We start from the raw sequence: 19,430 nt of genomic DNA, 5'->3' as shown, positions 1-19,430 counted from the left end.
TGCCATGACAAGCAACATCTTCGAACTGATCCAATGGTTGATACGGATGGGGGTAACCAATGCGGATCGAAACCGCCCGAACTTCACAAATGACTATTGGATCTTGTTAAGAGAACTCGGACAGATGGATGATTTATCGAAGCAATGGATCCGGTCACAAATGGGTATTGATGCGGAGGTTCCATATCAGAAGGTTATCGAGATCCTGTTAGAACGGGAAATGAATGAAACGGAGTTGAAGCAATTTAACAAGCTACAAGGGGTCAGCAAGAGGGGTAAGAAGAATTAACGCCACCACCTAAAGCCATACACAGGAATTATTAAGAACCGCTCCTGATCGTATGCTATCTCAGCAGATCTACCTTAGAATCATGAACCGAATAGACCCCCAATTCGAGAAGGTGAAAAAGGCATACGGAAACCGATTAAACCGCTATGCAGTTCTACCTGCACACATGAATGACATGTATTATCACCGATGGAAGATTGACAACCCTGATGGTTCAATCCCTGACTATATGACTTATTTCTGCGAAAGGATGTTGGAACGTATCGAAAAGCTACCGTTATCAAGAAGGTCAAAAGCCATAAGGGATACATACCAGATGCTTCGAGATTACCGGGTGGAATACAACATTCCTCTCGACGGCATTCAAGAGCAACTTGATCAGCAGATCGTTTATGTTGATATGTTTGGCTGATCAGCGATACAGCCGCCAGTTCTGAACTGCCTGAACCTGATCCCGGAAGTAAGCTGCCATAGCCAAGGCCATCACCGTATCATCGTGGTACCCGCTCATGGCTTGGTACTTCACATGACCGGTGGGTGAATAGCTGTATTCGAAAACCATCATCTCCTGCGCAACAGGCTCAATGAACTTAACGTTCCCTGCTTCTATCTCCCGGATCAGGTGGATCAGGATCCTTGGCTTGGACTCCGATGTGAAGGTGAACCCCCTCACGTTCCTACAGTTTGCTTGGAGGGCTTCAACGATGGGTGCGCCTACCCCGGTCTGATCCACGATCTTCGGGATCCCTGCGGATAGCTTCTGGATCCTATCGATGGTCTGGTTGTACGGGAGTTGGAAGCGGTCATAATAACTCATGGCCCCTTCATCATCCAACCCGATAATCACGGTGTGGTCACCTGACCGTGCAAGGTCAATCCCGTATATCACCGTGGGGTTCCTGCTTAGGGCCGGGATGGTGTTGATCCGGATGTTCTCGGTACCAAATGGGTTGGCTGCATTCTCGCCCGGTATGGCCAGATACTCCTGATTGAATTGCGCAAGGGGCATAGAGGCTCTTGCTGCCTCTATTTCCTCCCGGCTGATAAATGGGTTGTCGTAGGTGCTAAAGTGGAAGGAAGCGTATCCATGCTCCCCATTTACCCCCTTCTGATACAGAGCATCGAAGAAGCCCCGACCCCTTGGGGTTGAGATCAGCAAAGCATCACCTGCATAGTCGGTCAGGGTCGGTCTGATCGATGTGTTCCATTCATGCTCAAGATCCGGGATGTACGCAGCTTCATCAACCACCAAGAAGTGGAACTTCCGGCCACGTAGAGAATTAAGGGCTTCACCTGAGAAGAACCGGAGCGATCCACCGGTGATAAGTTCAATGGTCAGTTCGCTCTTGTTGTCGGTCCTGATAAGCTGCTGTGGTAGGTACTGAAGGATCTCCTTGAAGAAGGACTTGGATAGGCCATACTCCGGACAGATGTACCCACAGGCTTCACCGTTCAACATTCGTTGAATGCATATGACCATTGCGATCAGGCTCTTGCCGAACCTGCGCCCGCACATCAATACCCGGAACCTTGCCTTGCTATCCAGTACCCGCTGCTGCGCCTCATGTGGTCGGGGTAACCTAATGCTGATCTCGCTCACCTATCGTTCATTTCTGCTATGCGTTTTATGGAGTACGATACCCCGGTGATACATTATTTGATTCTATCATATGTACCCAAATACCGATGCTAAGTCTTTTGGGAGGCCATAAGTGATTGAAGAACAACCACTTTAAAACAGGTTAACATAATCAGAGTTACCCGCCCGTTTAAAATGGAGGCTCCTGCAGCAGATCCTGATCAGGAATTGCTAAGGGTGTTGGCACTTCTATGGCCGGATCAATCATCAAGGAGGTGGGTGGCTGATCAGCATATTCCACCTTGATCGTCACCTGTCCATCCGTGGTGTTCTGGTTCTCGTTCTTCGACAATGTTGGAAGGAAGTATTTGCTGATCTTATCCAGTATCATCCAACGAGCCGTTGGACCCATCCGGTCCAGATCTTCTTCAAGGCGCTCAAGGTTATTGTCAACAACCTTCTGAATGAACTCTCTGATCTCCGCTGTTGATCGGTGCTTAGCCCCCTTTGGCTTTCCCTTATTTCCCTTCTTGAACCATCCATCTTCTCTTGGCATATGCTTCCGTATTTGCTCCGTTATTACATCTCCCATTGGGGTAGTATTACGATCTTGCATGGTTGATAAAAATTCTCATATTTTTGTCAAAACCCAAACTAAACTGCTATGATTGATCTTAGGAAGGCGAAAGAATTTGCCGCATTATGGGACACCTATACCGAACTTGAAAAAGAGTATGAAAAAGCTTATGCTAAGAAGCAAGCAGATTACATTCTACAATTGGTAGGTGAATTCAAAAGCTTCTTTGAAAAAAGTGGAATTGAGGTCGAAGAACCAAAATTGGTTGAGGATCCACCCCAGATTTTCACCAAGGTAGTTAAAACGAACCTATCTACTTTGTCCTGCACGCTCACGTTGAAATACACAAAGAGCAAGATAACTAACATCTCCCTTGTTTGGGCTACCGAAGATCTCACGCCCTGCTACCAGTATTTTGAAGCAAAGCCCGACAGAAAGCTTGAAAAACTGAAAACAGCCACTTCTAAAGACATAGACCAGAATATTGCAGCTATTTCAAATGCAATAGCTCAAATCAAACAAAACATAGCAAGCGACCTTACTTACCAAATCTGGTCAACCGGCGTTGACCACCGCCCATCGGAAGGCGGAACATTCATGAATCTGAAAAAAGTAAATTCCTTGACTGAAGTGTTAGATGGAATATATAAATAGAAATATCTATCCTCTGCATCTTTATTCCACGATTTGGTTCTCTAAGGTCATTCTTATTTTGTGCATATGAAATCGATTCTAACTATACTATTCGTGCTTGGATTCCTGATCGGATCAGCACAGTCCAAATGGGCAGAACTCATTACGGGTACTGAATACAAAATGTATTACAACACTTCACGAACTACAAGAGAAGGATCAATAATTACTGCATGGTTAAAAACAGTAGAATCGGGAAAGAGCCTTGCAAAAAGGAGACTGTCAATGCGAAAGCAATTTCCAGATTTTGCTGCACTTGCGCCCAAATTTTCTTATGAAATCATAAAAAGAGAGTATGATTGTGATGCAAAGCGTTATAGATTAAGAGGTATTACTGGATACACAACTGACGGGAAGGTTATCTATACATTTGTTTGGGATGAATTTGAGGCCGAATGGGAGGAAATAGTCCCGGACAGTAATGCAGAACTTACTCTTGATGCATTGTGTGAGGAAATACAATGAAATAACCCCCGGAATTCCGGGGGTTCTATTTTATTGGTCCTTCTTCTTAGGAGTTGCGTGATCCGCTTGAGGGTTTCAAAAGTTGGCAGCAATTGGTATATATTGGACTCTAAACCAATTAACATCATGGCAAATTTCCGCTTTGCTCAGTATGACGACACACATTATAACCTCCACCGGCTATCAGCAGTAAAGGTTGTTAATGACAATGACACATACCTGATCGCATACTTTGTTGGCGTTGCTGATCCTGTCGTTGTTCGAAAGGGCAGCACTCACGCATATCAATTCATTGGCGAATTGCACCAACAATCAGGAGTCGATCTATTAAGGCTTGTCAGATGAATAAACCCCCGGAATTCCGGGGGTTCTCTTTTAATCCTTCTTCTTACGTCTGGATCCGTTCTTGGATGTGGCGGGTGGATTCGTTGAAGCAGCATCTTGAGTTTGCTTGGCTTCCATCTTTAGTTGGGCTTCAATCCATCGGATGTATTCACGTTCGTAGTACGATTCCAGAACCGAGAGATAATGGATGATGCAGGAGGGACAGGCAAGGTCCATGCTTGTTGCCGTGGGATAGATGGTCAGGTAGACCTGCCGTAGCAGCAGCTTCTGATCTGCGTCCATCTTGGCTGATCCTCTACGCCTGTATTCCTGCAGGATCGGGAACAGGGTGGTTATTGCGTTGAATACTTCTTGTTGGTTCATATTGATACTCGTTTAATTCCGGCATCTTTTACGATGCTCCTTATCTGTTCTTCAATCATGGGGTATCTGATCCGGAATGCTTTTGGTACCACCCCCGATTTCTTGTTAAGCTTCAAGTATTCGTCAAGGGCTTGGAGGTTAAGTGGATCAAGCTTCGACCTGATCAGGCCCATGATGTTGATCTTGTTCTCATCTGGTTCCTCCGTGGTTGGATCCACCAAGGTTTGATGGCTGTGATGTTCACCTTCGCTCTCACCAGATTCCGTGGGACACACGAACTTCAATGATTGAAAGTTGGAGGTCCAGAGGATGTGTTGGCTCAGGGAGTGCTTGGGGTAATCCCCTCTTTTGGCATAACACTTCCATATCAGGATCCTAACGGCCAACCCGAAGATCCGCCTTGGGCTATCGTTGTACATCTCTGCGATCTCTTTGGCCTCCTTCCGTTGGATCCAGTACGCAACCTCTTGGATTGCATCATCCACGATCTGTGAATCCTTGGGTATATGGTTCCGGAATTGAATACCCTCAGCCTTCTTCCGGAATTCTTCGCTGTAGATGATTTCCCGGATCGCTTTTTCCTTAATCTGTTCGTGGGTTAGCTTACTTGCTTTCTTCAACGTTGGTGATGGATTTGGGCTTCTTATGCTCCTTTGAAGCGATCCATACCTGCAGGTGAAGGATTGGGTTGGCGATTAGGTCGATGATTGAATACCACCCCCGCAATAGCTTGTATCGGATCGGGATGTGGATCGGGTTGGGTTCTGTGCTTTGTTTCATAGGTTGCTTGGGTTTAATTATAGTTGGTTTTATTTCACTTGTGTAGCGTTGGAGGTGATGGTCTGCTTCGGGAATAGGTACATCCGGGACCAATAGTTATCACCCCCGCTCACCGTTCGCATGTACTTGCGTTCGCTGATCAGGCTCTTGAGGGTGGTGGTGGGTACTGTGTAGAAGGTGGGATCTCCGGGGAAGCTGAACACCCAATAGTCAGCTTGGGTCGTACTTATGCCTGTGGGCGTGGATTCTTCTTCATCCCGGATCTTGCAATACTCCACCGCAATGTTCCCGGTCTTGCTTGCCATCTTATCGTACTTCACTTCGAAGGTGGTGGTACGGTTGGTCTTGGGGTTGATGGCCGCAACATCATATGGAGTCGTTTCCATGTATCCAACGACCGTAACCTTATATCCCTTGCTGCGAAGCTTTGATCCGAATTCGTTTTCCTTGATTTTGCTTTGGTCGATATCTGACCAGAAAGTTGCGCCCATGTGCTGTTTATAGATAAATAGTCTGCAGGTGGACCAAAAGCTTTGAATCGTCAAAATATTTTCAAAATAAAAAGCCCCGCATAGAGATGCAGGGCGTATAGAGTGATATTTATGGACTTAATTATCGGTGATTATTTCGGCTTTGTCAAGCGGATCGGGAGATTTAGCGCATCAATCTTTTCCTTCTCCACGTAGCATGTGGTCACGGGATATCCTCCGAGATCCACGGTCTTGCTGACCGGCTCAATTCCTTGATCCTGCAGCAGCTTTTTGTAGGCTTGTTGGCTGATCTGGTACTTGGTCAATACCTCTGTTTGGCTGTAGTAGTTGTGTCTTGGGAACATCGGATCCGGTTGAATGATAAAGGTACCATAGGTATCGTTGAAGAAGATGTTCATTGCTCTGATTAGTTGCTGTTCTGTCATATCTATAAATATTCGTTGGTTGAGCAAAAGCTACCAATCAGACAGTTGTTGTATATTTCTAAAAATTAACTGTAAATGAGACGATCAACAGTAGCCCTTGCTATCCTTTCCTTAGCCTCTGTTTCAGCCCAGAGCCAAACGCCTTTGCTTACAAAGGCCATGATTTCGGCCCTTGGAAACAAATCAATCCTGCTCAATTACAAAGACACAGATGGACCCAAGGTTCTCGTATATAACTTGAAGTATGATGCAGCTACTAAGAAGTTGGCAATTACTAATATCACAGTAAACCATGACCGGTACACAGCAAGCTATAAGTCGAACCTCATTTTAGATAGCATTGGGAAAAGCCTCTATTTTTCAGGAGATGTATCCATAACAACTCAGAATGGACAACAAGGCGTTGTTGGCGGAATAGTTGAATTGAATTTTTATGAGTCACAACCGACAAAGGTCTACACCAACTTCGCTGTAAACTGCCAATGTGCCTTAGACCGGATCGGCCCATTCGGTTCCGCTAAAGTTGTCCCCAACGGTGAAGCTGCCAAGTTTCTTGCAGCAGTAAAGAATTCACCATCACCAACGAAGGCATATGAATTTCGCAGCGAACAATCAATCATGTTCTATGCATCTGGCAAGAACTTTAGGTCTGAAGATGGAATTACAGTTCGAATTAGCGAACCCCAGATCTACGTAAATCAGGCACCATCTATGTTAATTAAGTCCAAGTCCGTTATTGCGCCACACATCGGATCGATCCACGCAGTTTCGAACGACGGTGTTGCGGTTTGGATTACGGTAGATAGCCGAAACGAAAAGCTGATTATCCAGAAGAAAGAGTACAAGTTGGTGCGGCTCTAACTAAATCACCCCGCCCGGAATTTATTAACTTGGCTTATGGACAAGTCCCTGATTCCAATGCTGCCATCAAGCGAAGCGAAGAAGGCGTATGAACTTCTTCCTTGGAAGCTATTTGCTCGGCGCATTACACACAACCCGTATGTGAAGGCTTATCTAAATAAGCGGGACGGGGGAATCTGCTCATATTGCCAACAACCGACAGGTGATAGCCCGCTAATCCATCATATAAGCTATGACCATTGTTGCACCTATGGAATTGAAATTGGTATTCCGAAGGCGACAGAAAAGCGCCCGAACCGCATTCGCAAGACACCTGATTGTGAAAGTTGCCATCTTGATAATTCAGACCGCTTTGAAACTTGTATGGGTAAGCTAAGACTCGTTCATAGTATCTGCAATAAGCTTATAGAACACGATGCAAACGACTTACGTACTGACCATGACCAATCGAATAATTCATAAACCAACTATATATGTTCGGCCTATTTAAAAAGAAAGAACCCGCCAAGGCTGTTGAAACCGCATACCATTGCATCGGTGTGCGCTACGATCAGGAGATTAGCATCGATGGTGAGAACCTTGACAAGCTGAAGGAAGAACTGTTTGTTAAACTGAAGGATAAGGTCTATACCAGAACGGAGATCGACACCATCACGGAGAAGATCGGCTATGATATCTGGAAGTCGTTTGGATGGTTTGAAGCAACCCGGAAGGGCAATCCCGCTCCGGAGGTGAAGCGGTCCGTTGATCTGAAGTATCGCTTTCTTGGGTATAAGGATGGCTTGGTGTTCCCTGAAACCCAAGAGAAGGCCAACAAGCACCTGACCATCGGAATGTTCTATAAGCGCACCGAGATTGAGAATGCATCGATGCGGGCCGGGGTGAGCCTGTGGGACCGCTGCGATTGGGAGCAATACCGGATCCACAAGCTTTCCATCCCATCCAAAGGGATTGAAGTTGAATATCAAGAGAAGGATCCCAAGACCAAAGCCAAATAATAAAGCCCCCGTTGATCGGGGGCTTGTCTTTATTGAATCTTGCGGTTAGTACGTGCATCCAGAACCTCAAGTTTCAGCTTAGGATTGCTGATGTTGCTGATCGCAGCTTTCTTCTTCTCGGCTTGGTCTTGGATGAACCGGGTCACCTGATCGGGTGACCACATCTTCTTGACCTCTTGGTTGAAGGTTTCACCGATCAGGCTTTGAATCTGCCTCCTTGCTTTCTCCGGGTATTGAAGAACGAACTCCCGCACCTGCCTCATGTAGCTTTTATTAAGATCCTGAAGGGTGTGCGCATCCTCGGGTTGTTCCCGGACTTCAGGTTGAGGTGGAGGTACTTTCTTAGTTGAAGGCTTCACCGGAGGCTCCTGCGCTTCTGGTTGAATAGTACCTGTGTTGAGATCTCCCAATTCGGATACCTGATATTCCCAATCCTTATGACCCGAAGAAAGGATGATTTGAGTCTGGATCAGGTAGCCATGTTCAATCAGCTTCTTGGTTGCTGTCTTGCGTCTGCTTGCGCCCCATCCAAGTTCGTTGGCAAAGTATTCAAGACGGATCTTCCATCCATCTACGTTATTAAGAAGGGTGAACAGCAGGTGAAACGGGTCGCCGCTGATGTTCTTATCTCTTGCTGCTTTAAATGCAATACGACCGTATTGCTCCTTGTCGAAGTCGATTCTTTTAACCATTGTATATGCTTTTTCATGGGTTGGATAATTTGCTTTTTTTAAACGGGAAGCAAACCTCCGGGTAGCTACCCCGGAGGAACCCGCCACCATGAATGGTGATATTGATAAATATGACCATGATGATGTAAATCCGTAAAACGATAAAGATTTTATTTCGATGAATCAAGTGGGTGGTGAACTGATCGTGAATTGGGGTTGGGATACACAGCCTCACGGCCTTCACCGGAGTACGGTTACCGCCCCCGGTGTCACCATCCCCGGTGAACCCATCGATGGTGTTACCGTCCCCGGTTACCGTACCCTTAATTAGAATAACTCAATTAGAATAATTGAAATAGAATAAGAGAATTATATAAAGAGAAATAGTCTTAATAGAAGCGAAGCTGATTCCTTTTCTATTTCTCTTGGCTTATATGGGGTGGTGGTTCTCAATTGAGCGAAGCGATGGGTTATCCAATGGAGCGGAGCGACTATCTGCATGATCCACTTGTGGATCCGATCTACTTAATTGAAGTGGGTGTATCCAATGTGAGCGAAGCGATTGGTTCTTCAACTTAAAGTTTATCCAACCCCCGGTTGCTCCGGGGTTGGTCTTATCCAATTTAAATTAGGATTTACATCATCACGAAGAATAACCATACTTAACCAATAAAGGGTTAAGACCATGCTATACCTACACCTCGTATCTAACCAGAACTTCATCACCATACCACGATCAGCATCAACCATCACCCACCGGTTCAACGTGATTGAAACAATCGTTGGAGGTAACATCAAGTCACCATATGATGATGTGGACAGCCTTACCCTGTCCAACGAATACATCACCAACTTCAGCGAAGCGATCAGGAAGGGTACCAAGATCAAGGGTATCGGTATCCAAGTATACGTTCCGCTTGAAATGACTTCGGCTCACTACATCACCCGCTGTGCGGATCTGATCTCGGTGGATGATTATGTGGATCGTCTTGCATTCATCACCCCGTTGGGTAACGTGGTCATATCAAGCTGCAAGGGTAAGTTCCCGGAGCATGTGAACAGGAAAGGAGAACCCACCCTGTCAAGGTTCGCTGAGGTGTCGATCAACATCTTCAAACCAGAAACCGCATTCAACATGACACCGGTATATCTCAACTTCATCACCTCACCTCAATTCCATCTGGAACTTACGATGAATGCATTGGTGACCATCGACCGGATCCCGGACCACGGCAATCTCTGGTTCCAAGGGCTGAAGTACCAGATCGTTCAACACCTTAAGACCTTGGTTAATCACTACAACAGCCTGACCCTTTTAAAGGCCGTTTAAAGCCCAAATAAGAGAACCCCCGGAATTCCGAGGGTTGCGCTGTCTCGATCCAGATATGGTCAGAATGAAGCTGTATTGAGGCCGTGGCGGTGTTATGGCTTCGATGGTGGTGGCACCGACCGGACCTCAGTCTTGGGTTGGTTCTCCGGGAAGAATTTGCGCTTCAGGTATTCCTTGCACAAGTCACTTGCAATACTCATAACAAAAGCAATGACCGCAAACAGGAACCAAAACTTCTTTGGAATGTTCTCCCACCATTCCCGTCTTTCTCGCTCACTTTGAAGCTGCTGCAGGTAACCATATGGATCGCCTTTGAATTCATCGGGTAAGCGATCAAGGAATAAGGCCCCGTCTATCGACAGGTAATAAATCCAATTTCGACTAACAACATTATTCTGATCGATTTCATCATGTCTTCCTCTATCAAGTAACCATCCTTCACCAACTTAAGCCTTGCTGCAGATAGATCCGTTGGGCGCAGTCCAAGTGAGGTTGCCACCCTCTCGGTATCCTCTGCCGGATGAGGATTACGGTTACCATAGAAGTACATGAACACCTTATTGAAATCTATACCGATTTGGTTAGTCTGGTTTGCCATGTGACAAGTATAAGAAAAACCCCCGGCCTTGATTAGAGTTCCGGGGGTATAGCATGTATATATATTAGCGATGCTGTATAAACAGCCTACGACTGAAATTACAACTCAATCTCATCGTAAATCTTCTGTGTAATCGTGTTTCCATCTCCATCGTCACCATCTTCGATTGCAGAACCTACTGGATTCTTCGAGAAGCGCACAGTAGCCTTCGCTTTGTAATTCGTGTCTGTGGGATAAATACCCTCATGAAATAGCACATAAAAAGAATTAGTACTGAAGGGTGGAAGAATTACGTAACCTTCGGTGTTTACATTAACACCACCGCCGTTATATGCATGCACGATATTCACCTCTACCGCATTCCGCTTCGATCTGTTTATTAGAGTAATGGGGCCGGCTCCGTTTCCACCGTGCTCATGACCATTTCTCGCACCACTATTAATGTCTGCGTTATTAATCGAGGTTATCCACTTTATTTCATGTGGAAATGCAGCGTAAGGAAAGTCCAAGGAAATAGTGGCTGTCTGAAGCGGAGGCACCGTAAATTTTAAAGGCATGGCAATTAGGTTTTGTTGAACTTAAACTTACTAAAAGGATCTGAAAAGAAGAAACCCCGAACCTTGACCAGAGTTCCGAGGGTTTCCGGCCAAATCCTGATCGAAAAAACATCATCGGAATTTGGTATAGGTCACCTTCATATCATACACATCTTCAATGGCCACGATGCGATCAAACAATGCACCGAAGCCGAGCTTATCATACAATACCTCATTCTTCCGGTGGTACTTCCTGCGCATCTCCATCAGCAGGTTGAAGTGGAGTTGGATGGTGGCTTGATCTGGTTGAAGCTTGGGTTCCTTGCGAACCACGGTCAGGTGAGGATACTTTAAAGCAGTCATTGGATATGAGTTTGGACCCTGAAGCTACCACCCCCAACGACCGTGAAAAAGTCAATTACCAAGATAGCAGCCAATCTTTCGTTAAAGGGGTTTATCAGGTTTCAGGCAGGTACAGCACCCCGGAAAGGGTGTCTCAACTGTTAAGGAACTGTTAAGAACCGGTATATGGCAACTGTTATGGCAAGCAGGTTATGAAATGAGGGCAAAAAAGAAAGGGTTCCATTGCTGAAACCCTTGCCTGTATTGACTTTCCGAAGAATAAAATATGGTCTATTTATTCAACATGTACTTGTTTCTTGATCAGCGCGCCTTCGCGGGCTTCCATCAGGTAGGTCCGCTCCTTTACGAGGTAGCCGTTGCCTTTCTCGCAGAAGTGCACCTTCAGGTTTTCGATCGAGATCGGGTTGCCTTCGGGGATGTCGGCGATATTGGAGTACATGATGTCGTGGCCGTCGAGGATCATCACGAGGCCGGAGCCGATGGCTTCCATCTTGTTGCCCTCGGTGATGAGCATACCCGTGTCCTCACCAAGCCCGATACCGATGCAAGACGGGTTGGTGGCCACGGCCTGCGCCAGGCGCCCGAAGCGGCCCCGCTTCTCGAAGTGCGAGTCGATGATGACGTGGTCGACGAGGCCGAGGCCCGTGGTGATCTTGACCTTGCCTTTGAGGTGGGCTTGGGCGGCATCACCCTCGTAGATCATGGTGTTGCTCATGGCCATGGCGCCCGCGGAGGTGCCGGCGATGAGGAAGCGCGACTCATTGTGGTAACGGTGCAACAGGATCTGGCCGAAGCGCGTGCCGCCGAAGGTGGCGGAGAGCCGCAGCTGGTTGCCGCCGCTCATCATCACGGCGTCGCAATTGAGGAGGCGGTCGATATATTCCTGCTCGGCGGCGTCGGCACGGTCGCGGATGCGCATCACGCCCACGTTGGTACAGCCGATCTTGCCGAAAGCGTTCAGGTAATTGGCTCCCACCTCGTCCGGGATCATGGAAGCGGTGGTCACCACCTCGATGCGCGACTCCGGGCCGCCGGCTTCCTCTACGATGCGGCGGAGAATGCCGAGCTCGAAGAAGTTGAGGTTGTTGCGGCGGATCTCGCCTTTTTCGAGGTCGGTGCCTTTATCCTCGGCGCCGCCCACCGCGATGAGTTTTCCTTTAGGATATTGCTGGGTCATGTGGCTCTTACGATTGGACCCTGCCCGTTCCCTTCCGAAGGGAAGGACTTGGGAGCGGGGTTCCCGACAAAACTACAGTTTTGGGCCGTCGGGGGCCGCTTTTTTCTGTTAAATACAGGCGACGGACGGCGAGTGCGCCATTTCGGTGCCCCAGGAGGCTATTTTGACGGTAAAACCGGGGAAAATAGCATTGAACCCGGCGCAGGCGCCTGGCCCTTGCTAAAGCGGCACGCGGATTTCCCGCAAAGCCGCCAGGACGCGGAGACGCAAAAAGCTTTTATGGGCTAGCTCTTCTCATTTAAGAAGAAGCTTGACTTATTCGATCACTGCTCATCGGACCGCGCAAGCGCGGGGAGCGGGGCTGATGCCCCTGTCACGACGGCACAACGGCGCTCCCGAAGCCTCGGGAGGCACGACGGCGCGACATAGAAAAACAATCTGTTCTTTTTACTTTTCGTCGTGCCTTTGCGCCGTTGTGCCGTTGTGCATCGAGGCCGCTTGCGGCCGACCATTTCACCCTTTATTGATGATCATTTAACTCAAACAGCCTTTGAGCTGCGCTGCTTCACCCGTTGTACTTCATATTGCCCCAGGTAACATCTCTAAACTCTGGAATCCCGCGGGCGCCAGCCAGATCAAAGATCCGAGATCCCAGATCTGAGATCCGAATTCTCAAGATTTCCCCGCATAGCGCCGGATGCCGTCCACCAGCAGGTCAAGTTGCTTGAGGGTAGTATAGACGTTGGGCGTGATGCGGACACCGCGGACGCCGTTCCAGTCGATGGTGGTGCAGTGGATCTTGTAGTTCGCATACAGGTAGGAATCCAGCTCGTTGGGCTTCTTCCCTTCAAACGAGATCATCCCGATGGCGCCGCTCCACTTTGGGGCGAACGGCGTGGAGAGGCGCACGCCGGGGAGGTCTTTTACGCGCTCCATCCAGTAATTCTTCAGGTAGTACAAGCGCTCCTGCTTGCGCTTGAGCCCGATGCCCTCATTGAACTCGACGGCCTTGTGCGTGGCCTGCTCGATGTAAAAGGGACGGGTGCCGAGGTGCTCGAACTTACGGATATCATCAACCGAAAATTTTTCCGCCCCGTGCAGGGGCCAGAGCGCCGCGATCTTTTCGGGCCGCACCCAAAGGGCCCCGGTGCCGATGGGCGCATAGGTCCATTTGTGCAGGGAGGTGGCGAAGTAGTCGGCCCCGAGGTCCGGGATCCTGAAATCGAGCTGCGCAAACGAATGGGCGCCATCCACCAGCACGGCGATGCCGCGCTTCCGTGCTTCGTCGGCAATGGCGCGTACCGGCAACAGCTGCCCGTTCCAGTTGATCATGTGGGTGATGGTAACCGCCTTCGTGCGCGGCGTGAACGCGTTGACATACTGCTGCACGAGGTAATGCTCGTCTTCCGAAGGCAGCTGCAGGTCCACCCAATTGATCCGGATGCCGTCGCGCGCCGCGCGCTGCTGCCAGGAAAACACCACGTGGTTGTAATCCTGCCGGCACAGCACCACCTCGTCGCCGGCACTGAGCGGCAGCCCGAAGATGACCGTGTCGAGCCCTTCGGTGGCGTTGCGGTTGAGCGCCAGCTCATTGGGGTTGCAGCCGCCAAACGCCGCGAGGCTCCGCCGCAGGGGCTCCCGGCCCTGGTCCAGGATCCGCCACATGTTGAAGCTCGGCGCGCCGTTGCTAAAATCATAATTGCTTTTCATGGCCTCGGCCACGACGCGCGGTGCCGGCGATACGCCCCCGTTGTTGAAGTTGATCAGCCCCGGCGTACCGGTGAAGGCCTGCTGGATGTAGTACCAGAACTCTTCTTCGGCAGCAAGGTCGCCTGGCGCCACTCCTTCCGCGTCGCGCAGCGCGCGCTGCAGCCCCCGGCTCCAGGCCGGCTGAAAAACGGTACCGAACAATCCGGCGGCGGCGAGCCCGGCGGAGCGGAGGAAGTGACGGCGATGGGGCATGCGGGTAGTTTGAAGTGTGCAGTTTGGGGTTTGAAGTTAGGAGTTACCGCACACTCCGGAACTACCGCGGCCCATGGTGTACATACAACAACCTACAAAACCTTCAGAATCTTCAAAACCACCAAAACCTGATTTTGGGAGGCATGGCGATTGCAGCTACGGAAACCCGATTAACGTATATTGCTGACACTAACCCCTTGCAATGAAGATCCTCGAATTGAAAGTGCTGCGCGGCCCCAACTACTGGAGCGTCCGCCGACCCAAACTGATCCAGATGAAGCTCGACCTGGAGGAGCTCGAGCAAAAGCCCACGCATAAGATCCCCGGCTTCCGCCAGCGGATCGAGCAACTGCTGCCCTCGATGATCGAGCACCGTTGCAGCGAAGGCACGCGCGGCGGCTTCTTCCACCGCGTGGAGGAAGGCACCTGGATGGGCCATGTGGTGGAGCATATCGCCCTGGAGCTCCAGACCCTCGCCGGTATGAACTGCGGTTTCGGACGCACCCGCGGCACCGGCGAAAAAGAGGGTGTGTATTACGTGGTGTTCAACTACGAGGAGGAAGAAGCGGGGACCTATGCCGCCAAAGCTGCGGTACGGATTGCCCAGGCGCTCACCGACGGCACCGAGTACGACCTCGAGAAAGACATCCAGGAGCTCCGCGAGATCCGCGAGGAAACGCGCCTCGGCCCCTCTACCGGGTCGATCGTGAACGAGGCGCTGAAGCGCAATATTCCCTTTATCCGGCTCAACCGGCATTCGCTCGTGCAGCTCGGTTACGGCGTGCACCAGAAGCGCATCCGCGCCACCATCGCGTCCACTACATCGAGCATCGCCGTGGACCTCGCCGGTGATAAGGAAGATACCAAGATGCTCCTCGAAGCCGCAGAGGTGCCGGTGCCCAAGGGCGTCATCGTCCGCAACGAGGAAGAGCTCCGCGAAGCCATCAGCGACCTCGGCTACCCGCTGGTGCTGAAGCCTGTGGACGGAAACCACGGCAAGGGCGCCACCACCAACATCATCAACGAGGAGATGGCCCTCAAAGCCCTGGTGGAAGCCCAGCGCTACGGGCGCTCCGTGATCTGCGAAAAGTTCATCACGGGCTACGACTTCCGCCTCCTCGTCATCAACTACAAGTTCGTGTGCGCCGCCCGCCGCACGCCGGCCGCTGTGTGGGGCGACGGTGTCAGCACGATCCAGCAGCTCATCGACGAAACCAACAAGGACCCGCGCCGCGGCTACGGCCATGAGAAGGTGCTCACGCAGATCACCATCGACAACTTTACCTGGAAGATGCTCAACGATAAGGGGTATACGCTCGAGACCGTTCCCGCCAAAGGCGAGGAGGTGTGGCTAAAGCCAACGGCCAACCTGAGCACGGGCGGTACTTCTACGGATGTGACCGAGGAGGTACATCCCGCCAACATCTTCATGGCGGAGCGCATCGCCAAGATCATCGGGCTCGACATCTGCGGCATCGACATTATGGCGCCCAACCTCTCCGAGCCCGTATCGGAGAACGGCGGCGCCATCCTCGAGGTGAACGCGGCGCCCGGCTTCCGCATGCACGTGGAGCCCTCCGAGGGCCTGCCGCGCAACGTGGCCGAGCCCGTGGTAGACATGCTCTTCCCGCAGGGGGCCGACGGCCGCATCCCCATCATCGCCATTACCGGCACCAACGGCAAGACCACTACCACCCGCATCACCGCCGCCATTGTGCGCGCTGCAGGCCGCAAGGTGGGCTACACCACTTCGGATGGCATCTATATCCAAAACCAGATGATGATGTCGGGCGATACGACGGGCCCGGTATCCGCACAGTTTGTACTGAAGGACCCGACGGTGGACTTTGCCGTGCTCGAGTGCGCGCGCGGCGGCATCCTGCGCGGCGGACTCGGCTTTCAGCAGTGCGACGTGGCCATCGTCACCAACATCGCCGCCGACCACCTCGGTATGGGCGGCATCAACTCCGTGGAGCAGATGGCGCGCGTGAAGCAGGTGGTGCCCGAAACCGTGTGCGACAAGGGCTACGCCATCCTCAATGCCGACGACGACCTCGTCTACAAGATGAAGAACGACCTCAGCTGCAAGATCGCCCTCTTCTCAATGCGGGAAGACAACCCGCGCGTGATCGAACATTGCGCCAAGGGGGGCAAGGCCTGCATCTTCGAGAACGGCTACGTCACCATCATGAAAGACAGCTGGAAGGTGCGCGTGCTGCCGGTGAAGGATATTCCCGTTACGTATGGTGGCAAGGCGGCCCACAACATCGCCAACGTACTGCCCGCGGTGATGGCCACCTACCTGTTCAAAGCAGTTACGATCGAGGACATCCGCCACGCGCTCCGCACCTTCGAGCCCTCGGGCGTGCTGACGCCGGGACGGCTCAACTTCTTCCACCTGCGCAAGTGTACCTTCCTGGCCGACTTCGCCCACAACCCCGCGGGCGTGCAGCTGCTGAAGGACTTCGTGGGCCAGCTCAATTACCCGCAGAAGATCGGCGTCATCACCGGCACCGGCGACCGGCGCGACGAGGATATCCGTGCTATCGGCGCCATCAGCGCAGGCGCTTTCGACCACATCATCATCCGCATGGATAAAAACCTGCGCGGCCGCACTGCGGAGGAGATCGCCGGATTGCTCCAGGACGGCATCCGCAGCGTGAATCAGGAAGTGCCCGTGGAAGTGGTGAACGATGAGACGGCTGCCCTGCGCCGCGCCTACGATGTATGCGAGCGCGGCGCCCTCGTGACGGCCCTTTGCGACAAGGTGGAGGCTACGCTCGAGAAGATCGCGGAGCTCCGGGAAGCCGAGGAAACCGGGGCGCCGCAGCTTGCCACCCAGCGCGGGTGACGGGCGCTTTGGTAAAGAGGATCAAAAGATTATGCAGAAGATTCCGAATTTTTTTTGGTAGGAATCTGTGAACCTTTATTTTTGCACTCCCTTACAGGATTGAGCTATGGTGTAACGGTAGCACTACAGATTTTGGTTCTGTCTGTCTAGGTTCGAATCCTAGTAGCTCAACAAAGAGCCCCGCAACAGCGGGGCTCTTTCGTTTTCAGTACGTGGCGCCGACCGACCCTGCCAACGAGCCCGTGCAGTAACGCCTGGCATTCGGATGACGATATACGGGCACCCGCCTGGACCCGGACGAAGATGTCCGGAACGGACAGGCAGGCGCCCGCACTTCACGGCTGCAGCTAGCTACCCGCATTGCAACGGCAATTTTGATCATTCTGATTATCTGTGAAAAGACAATGGTGCGTCAGCGGAGGTCCGCGCCGCACGATCAACGGCTCCCTGCCCCTTCGGGCTGTGCGGCCAGCACCGGCGCGCTCATCGGCAACAGCACCGTGAAGGTGGCGCCGGCGCCGGGTTGTCCCTCGGCGCGGATGAACCCATGGTGCTGCTCCACGATCTTCTTCACGATGGCGAGGCCGATGCCCGTGCCGGGGTAGGTATGCGCCGGGTGCAGCCGCTGGAAGATCTCGAAGATCTTCCCGGCGTACTCGGCTTCGAAGCCGATGCCGTTGTCCTGAACCCGGATCTCGGCCCACTTCTGCTGCTGCCGAACCGCCGCGGGAAGCGAAAGCTCCCCAAGCGCTTCGCGCACGGCGGGCGGGAGCTGGGCCAGGGGCAGCACCCCGCCGTTGATGCGGATATGCGGGGCCACTCCGGGCTGCTGGAACTTAATGGCATTACGCAACAGGTTCTGGAACAGCTGGCCCAGCTGGGAAGCATTCCCGGGCACCGTAGGCAGGTCCGACACCTCGATTACGGCGCCACTCTGCGCGATCGACAACTCCAGGTCCTGCTGCACCTCGGCCAGCACTTGCGCCAGGTCCACCGCTTCGGCAGGGGCTTCGCCACGTCCGAGGTTGGAAAAGCGCAGGATGTCGTCGATGAGGCGCTGCATCCGTCCGGCCGACTGGTCGATCTTTTCGAGATAGCTCCTTCCCCTGTCGGAGAGAACGCCGGCTTCCGCCTGCAGCAGGGACGAAAAGGTAAGGATCTTGCGGAGCGGCTCCTGCAGGTCGTGTGAGGCCACGTAGGCGAACTTCTGGAGCTCGATGTTGGAGGCTTCGAGCTGGGCCGACTTCTCGCGCAGCGATTGCTGTACCTGGAACCCGTCGGTGATGTCTTGCCCGGTACCGATCATCCCGGTGATCTGGTCATCGCCGTCGAGCAACACCTCTCCTTTCGCCTGGATCATCTTGACGCTGCCGTCGGGCTGCAGGATGCGGTGGGTGAAGGGCTGGAATTTCTTGGTGCCGAACGCCTGCCGGATGGCCTCGTCCACGAAGATGCGGTCGTCGGGGTGCACCTTGTCGAGGAAGGCCTCGTAGCTGAGTCCGCCGCCCTGCGCCGGAACGCCGTAAACCTTGTACATGCCTTCCGACCAGGATACCGAATTCGTGCGGATGTCCCACTGCCAATGCCCCATGCGGGCGATCTCCTGGGCTTCGTTGAGTTGCTGTACGGTAAGGCGCAGCTGCGCTTCGGCCTTCTGCCGCTCTGCGACCTCGCGCTCGAGCTCCTCGTGCGACTTCAACTTGAGGGCCGTGGGCATCAGCTTGATGATGTGGAATACAGTTACCCAGCTCACCACACCGGTGACGAAGCGCACGAGCGCGCTGAGGCGGTAGGCCGGGAACCAGAAGATGACGGCGTCGAGCAGGTGCGTGGAGCCGCAGGCAAGGATAAAGGCGGCGAACAGGAAATAGGTACGGGTAAAGCGCGCGTTCACCCGGCGGCTCACGAAGCGCAGGATGGCCAGCGGGATGGCGAAATAAGCCGACCAGATCAGCAGGTCGGAGATGATGTACAGCCAGCCATGAAAATCGCTCCATTGGCCGCAATGCCAGCGGGGCGGCCAGTCGGAGGTATCGAATAAGTTACGGAAAAAGTCCAGGACGGATTCCATTCAGC

Annotated in this window: 24 protein-coding genes and 1 tRNA gene; 11 read left to right on the top strand and 14 right to left on the bottom strand. The window is 52.0% G+C overall.

Annotated features, from left to right (window positions below; genetic code table 11):
- The first annotated feature begins 4 nt into the window (after positions 1–4).
- Together ABD937_RS07330 and ABD937_RS07325 are read left to right on the top strand one after the other, a co-directional pair.
- Positions 5–289 carry a hypothetical protein gene (locus ABD937_RS07330; RefSeq protein ID WP_345254710.1) on the top strand — a complete coding sequence of 95 codons (285 nt, stop codon included), beginning with the start codon at positions 5–7 and terminating at the stop codon, positions 287–289.
- Between the two features lie 82 nt (positions 290–371).
- Positions 372–701, top strand: a complete 330-nt coding sequence (locus ABD937_RS07325; protein ID WP_345254708.1) for a hypothetical protein — start codon at positions 372–374, stop codon at positions 699–701.
- Here the strand turns inward: ABD937_RS07325 and ABD937_RS07320 are convergent, their stop codons facing one another.
- Both ABD937_RS07320 and ABD937_RS07315 read right to left on the bottom strand, forming a co-directional pair.
- Positions 702–1,889, bottom strand: coding sequence for a terminase large subunit domain-containing protein (locus ABD937_RS07320; RefSeq protein WP_345254706.1), 1,188 nt, complete (start codon positions 1,887–1,889; stop codon positions 702–704).
- 169 nt (positions 1,890–2,058) lie between these two features.
- Positions 2,059–2,424, bottom strand: a complete 366-nt coding sequence (locus ABD937_RS07315) for a hypothetical protein (protein ID WP_345254705.1) — start codon at positions 2,422–2,424, stop codon at positions 2,059–2,061.
- Positions 2,425–2,532: 108 nt separating this feature from the next.
- Between ABD937_RS07315 and ABD937_RS07310 the strand changes: the two genes are divergently transcribed.
- The 3 genes from ABD937_RS07310 (at position 2,533) to ABD937_RS07300 (ending at position 3,948) form a co-directional block, all read left to right on the top strand.
- Positions 2,533–3,099, top strand: coding sequence for a hypothetical protein (locus tag ABD937_RS07310; protein ID WP_345254703.1), 567 nt, complete (start codon positions 2,533–2,535; stop codon positions 3,097–3,099).
- A gap of 66 nt (positions 3,100–3,165) precedes the next feature.
- Positions 3,166–3,603, top strand: a complete 438-nt coding sequence (locus ABD937_RS07305; RefSeq protein WP_345254701.1) for a surface-adhesin E family protein — start codon at positions 3,166–3,168, stop codon at positions 3,601–3,603.
- 126 nt (positions 3,604–3,729) lie between these two features.
- Complete coding sequence (locus ABD937_RS07300) at positions 3,730–3,948, top strand: hypothetical protein (protein ID WP_345254699.1); 219 nt, start codon at positions 3,730–3,732, stop codon at positions 3,946–3,948.
- A 30-nt stretch (positions 3,949–3,978) separates the two neighbouring features.
- Here the strand turns inward: ABD937_RS07300 and ABD937_RS07295 are convergent, their stop codons facing one another.
- The 5 genes from ABD937_RS07295 to ABD937_RS07275 form a co-directional block, all read right to left on the bottom strand.
- Complete coding sequence (locus tag ABD937_RS07295) at positions 3,979–4,311, bottom strand: hypothetical protein (RefSeq protein WP_345254697.1); 333 nt, start codon at positions 4,309–4,311, stop codon at positions 3,979–3,981.
- The gene (locus tag ABD937_RS07290; protein ID WP_345254695.1) at positions 4,308–4,931 is read right to left on the bottom strand and encodes a hypothetical protein; all 624 of its coding nucleotides are present in this window, start codon (positions 4,929–4,931) and stop codon (positions 4,308–4,310) included. The genes ABD937_RS07295 and ABD937_RS07290 overlap by 4 nt, the downstream gene beginning before the upstream one ends.
- A complete protein-coding gene (locus ABD937_RS07285; protein WP_345254693.1) occupies positions 4,915–5,091 on the bottom strand; it encodes a hypothetical protein in 177 nt (58 codons plus the stop codon). Before ABD937_RS07285 ends, ABD937_RS07290 begins: the two co-directional genes overlap by 17 nt.
- Before the next feature lie 29 nt (positions 5,092–5,120).
- Complete coding sequence (locus tag ABD937_RS07280; RefSeq protein WP_345254691.1) at positions 5,121–5,582, bottom strand: hypothetical protein; 462 nt, start codon at positions 5,580–5,582, stop codon at positions 5,121–5,123.
- Between the two features lie 131 nt (positions 5,583–5,713).
- On the bottom strand, positions 5,714–5,980 hold the full coding sequence (locus ABD937_RS07275) for a hypothetical protein (protein ID WP_345254689.1): 267 nt from the start codon (positions 5,978–5,980) through the stop codon (positions 5,714–5,716).
- Between the two features lie 102 nt (positions 5,981–6,082).
- Between ABD937_RS07275 and ABD937_RS07270 the strand changes: the two genes are divergently transcribed.
- From ABD937_RS07270 to ABD937_RS07260, 3 genes are read left to right on the top strand one after another with little or no spacing between them, the layout of a single operon-like run.
- Positions 6,083–6,868 (top strand): hypothetical protein, encoded by a 786-nt coding sequence (locus ABD937_RS07270; RefSeq protein ID WP_345254687.1) that lies wholly within the window; start codon positions 6,083–6,085, stop codon positions 6,866–6,868.
- A 36-nt stretch (positions 6,869–6,904) separates the two neighbouring features.
- Entirely contained in the window at positions 6,905–7,330 is a 426-nt protein-coding gene (locus ABD937_RS07265) for a hypothetical protein (protein ID WP_345254685.1), read from the top strand.
- An 11-nt stretch (positions 7,331–7,341) separates the two neighbouring features.
- Positions 7,342–7,866: a hypothetical protein gene (locus ABD937_RS07260; protein ID WP_345254683.1), complete on the top strand. Its 525-nt coding sequence runs from the start codon at positions 7,342–7,344 to the stop codon at positions 7,864–7,866.
- 29 nt (positions 7,867–7,895) lie between these two features.
- Here the strand turns inward: ABD937_RS07260 and ABD937_RS07255 are convergent, their stop codons facing one another.
- On the bottom strand, positions 7,896–8,558 hold the full coding sequence (locus ABD937_RS07255) for a hypothetical protein (protein WP_345254681.1): 663 nt from the start codon (positions 8,556–8,558) through the stop codon (positions 7,896–7,898).
- A gap of 664 nt (positions 8,559–9,222) precedes the next feature.
- Here ABD937_RS07255 and ABD937_RS07250 point away from each other — a divergent pair.
- Positions 9,223–9,867, top strand: a complete 645-nt coding sequence (locus tag ABD937_RS07250; protein ID WP_345254680.1) for a hypothetical protein — start codon at positions 9,223–9,225, stop codon at positions 9,865–9,867.
- A gap of 352 nt (positions 9,868–10,219) precedes the next feature.
- Here the strand turns inward: ABD937_RS07250 and ABD937_RS07245 are convergent, their stop codons facing one another.
- The 5 genes from ABD937_RS07245 to ABD937_RS07225 all read right to left on the bottom strand — a co-directional run bounded on the left by ABD937_RS07245 (position 10,220) and on the right by ABD937_RS07225 (position 14,503).
- Positions 10,220–10,465, bottom strand: a complete 246-nt coding sequence (locus tag ABD937_RS07245) for a hypothetical protein (protein WP_345254678.1) — start codon at positions 10,463–10,465, stop codon at positions 10,220–10,222.
- Between the two features lie 98 nt (positions 10,466–10,563).
- Positions 10,564–11,022 (bottom strand): hypothetical protein, encoded by a 459-nt coding sequence (locus tag ABD937_RS07240; protein ID WP_345254677.1) that lies wholly within the window; start codon positions 11,020–11,022, stop codon positions 10,564–10,566.
- Positions 11,023–11,133: 111 nt separating this feature from the next.
- Positions 11,134–11,364, bottom strand: a complete 231-nt coding sequence (locus tag ABD937_RS07235) for a hypothetical protein (protein WP_345254675.1) — start codon at positions 11,362–11,364, stop codon at positions 11,134–11,136.
- Positions 11,365–11,638: 274 nt separating this feature from the next.
- A complete protein-coding gene (locus ABD937_RS07230) occupies positions 11,639–12,541 on the bottom strand; it encodes a cyanophycinase (RefSeq protein ID WP_345254673.1) in 903 nt (300 codons plus the stop codon).
- A 672-nt stretch (positions 12,542–13,213) separates the two neighbouring features.
- Positions 13,214–14,503 (bottom strand): aminotransferase class V-fold PLP-dependent enzyme, encoded by a 1,290-nt coding sequence (locus tag ABD937_RS07225; RefSeq protein WP_345254672.1) that lies wholly within the window; start codon positions 14,501–14,503, stop codon positions 13,214–13,216.
- 202 nt (positions 14,504–14,705) lie between these two features.
- On the opposite strand from ABD937_RS07225, the gene cphA reads away from it, so the two are divergent.
- Entirely contained in the window at positions 14,706–17,354 is a 2,649-nt protein-coding gene (gene cphA, locus ABD937_RS07220) for a cyanophycin synthetase (protein WP_345254671.1), read from the top strand.
- Between the two features lie 100 nt (positions 17,355–17,454).
- Positions 17,455–17,525 (top strand) — tRNA-Gln (locus tag ABD937_RS07215).
- Between the two features lie 265 nt (positions 17,526–17,790).
- On the opposite strand, the gene ABD937_RS07210 is transcribed toward ABD937_RS07215, so the two are convergent.
- On the bottom strand, positions 17,791–19,425 hold the full coding sequence (locus ABD937_RS07210; RefSeq protein ID WP_345254669.1) for a sensor histidine kinase: 1,635 nt from the start codon (positions 19,423–19,425) through the stop codon (positions 17,791–17,793).
- Positions 19,426–19,430 lie beyond the last annotated feature (5 nt).

The organism is Flaviaestuariibacter amylovorans (assembly GCF_039541815.1).
Taxonomy (GTDB): Bacteria; Bacteroidota; Bacteroidia; order Chitinophagales; family Chitinophagaceae; genus Flavisolibacter; species Flavisolibacter amylovorans.
Note: the sequence above shows the minus strand (reverse complement) of the source record. Positions and strands in the feature narration are given on the sequence as shown.

Coding starts and splice junctions, on each gene's coding strand:
- ABD937_RS07225 (WP_345254672.1), bottom strand. CDS start 14,503: ATGCCCCATCGCCGTCACTTCCTCCGCTCCGCCGGGCTCGCCGCCGCC.
- ABD937_RS07240 (WP_345254677.1), bottom strand. CDS start 11,022: ATGCCTTTAAAATTTACGGTGCCTCCGCTTCAGACAGCCACTATTTCC.
- ABD937_RS07330 (WP_345254710.1), top strand. CDS start 5: ATGACAAGCAACATCTTCGAACTGATCCAATGGTTGATACGGATGGGG.
- ABD937_RS07270 (WP_345254687.1), top strand. CDS start 6,083: ATGAGACGATCAACAGTAGCCCTTGCTATCCTTTCCTTAGCCTCTGTT.
- ABD937_RS07235 (WP_345254675.1), bottom strand. CDS start 11,364: ATGACTGCTTTAAAGTATCCTCACCTGACCGTGGTTCGCAAGGAACCC.
- ABD937_RS07210 (WP_345254669.1), bottom strand. CDS start 19,425: ATGGAATCCGTCCTGGACTTTTTCCGTAACTTATTCGATACCTCCGAC.
- ABD937_RS07245 (WP_345254678.1), bottom strand. CDS start 10,465: ATGGCAAACCAGACTAACCAAATCGGTATAGATTTCAATAAGGTGTTC.
- ABD937_RS07315 (WP_345254705.1), bottom strand. CDS start 2,424: ATGCCAAGAGAAGATGGATGGTTCAAGAAGGGAAATAAGGGAAAGCCA.
- ABD937_RS07260 (WP_345254683.1), top strand. CDS start 7,342: ATGTTCGGCCTATTTAAAAAGAAAGAACCCGCCAAGGCTGTTGAAACC.
- ABD937_RS07255 (WP_345254681.1), bottom strand. CDS start 8,558: ATGGTTAAAAGAATCGACTTCGACAAGGAGCAATACGGTCGTATTGCA.
- ABD937_RS07300 (WP_345254699.1), top strand. CDS start 3,730: ATGGCAAATTTCCGCTTTGCTCAGTATGACGACACACATTATAACCTC.
- cphA (WP_345254671.1), top strand. CDS start 14,706: ATGAAGATCCTCGAATTGAAAGTGCTGCGCGGCCCCAACTACTGGAGC.
- ABD937_RS07325 (WP_345254708.1), top strand. CDS start 372: ATGAACCGAATAGACCCCCAATTCGAGAAGGTGAAAAAGGCATACGGA.
- ABD937_RS07295 (WP_345254697.1), bottom strand. CDS start 4,311: ATGAACCAACAAGAAGTATTCAACGCAATAACCACCCTGTTCCCGATC.
- ABD937_RS07305 (WP_345254701.1), top strand. CDS start 3,166: ATGAAATCGATTCTAACTATACTATTCGTGCTTGGATTCCTGATCGGA.
- ABD937_RS07285 (WP_345254693.1), bottom strand. CDS start 5,091: ATGAAACAAAGCACAGAACCCAACCCGATCCACATCCCGATCCGATAC.
- ABD937_RS07275 (WP_345254689.1), bottom strand. CDS start 5,980: ATGAACATCTTCTTCAACGATACCTATGGTACCTTTATCATTCAACCG.
- ABD937_RS07250 (WP_345254680.1), top strand. CDS start 9,223: ATGCTATACCTACACCTCGTATCTAACCAGAACTTCATCACCATACCA.
- ABD937_RS07230 (WP_345254673.1), bottom strand. CDS start 12,541: ATGACCCAGCAATATCCTAAAGGAAAACTCATCGCGGTGGGCGGCGCC.
- ABD937_RS07310 (WP_345254703.1), top strand. CDS start 2,533: ATGATTGATCTTAGGAAGGCGAAAGAATTTGCCGCATTATGGGACACC.
- ABD937_RS07265 (WP_345254685.1), top strand. CDS start 6,905: ATGGACAAGTCCCTGATTCCAATGCTGCCATCAAGCGAAGCGAAGAAG.
- ABD937_RS07280 (WP_345254691.1), bottom strand. CDS start 5,582: ATGGGCGCAACTTTCTGGTCAGATATCGACCAAAGCAAAATCAAGGAA.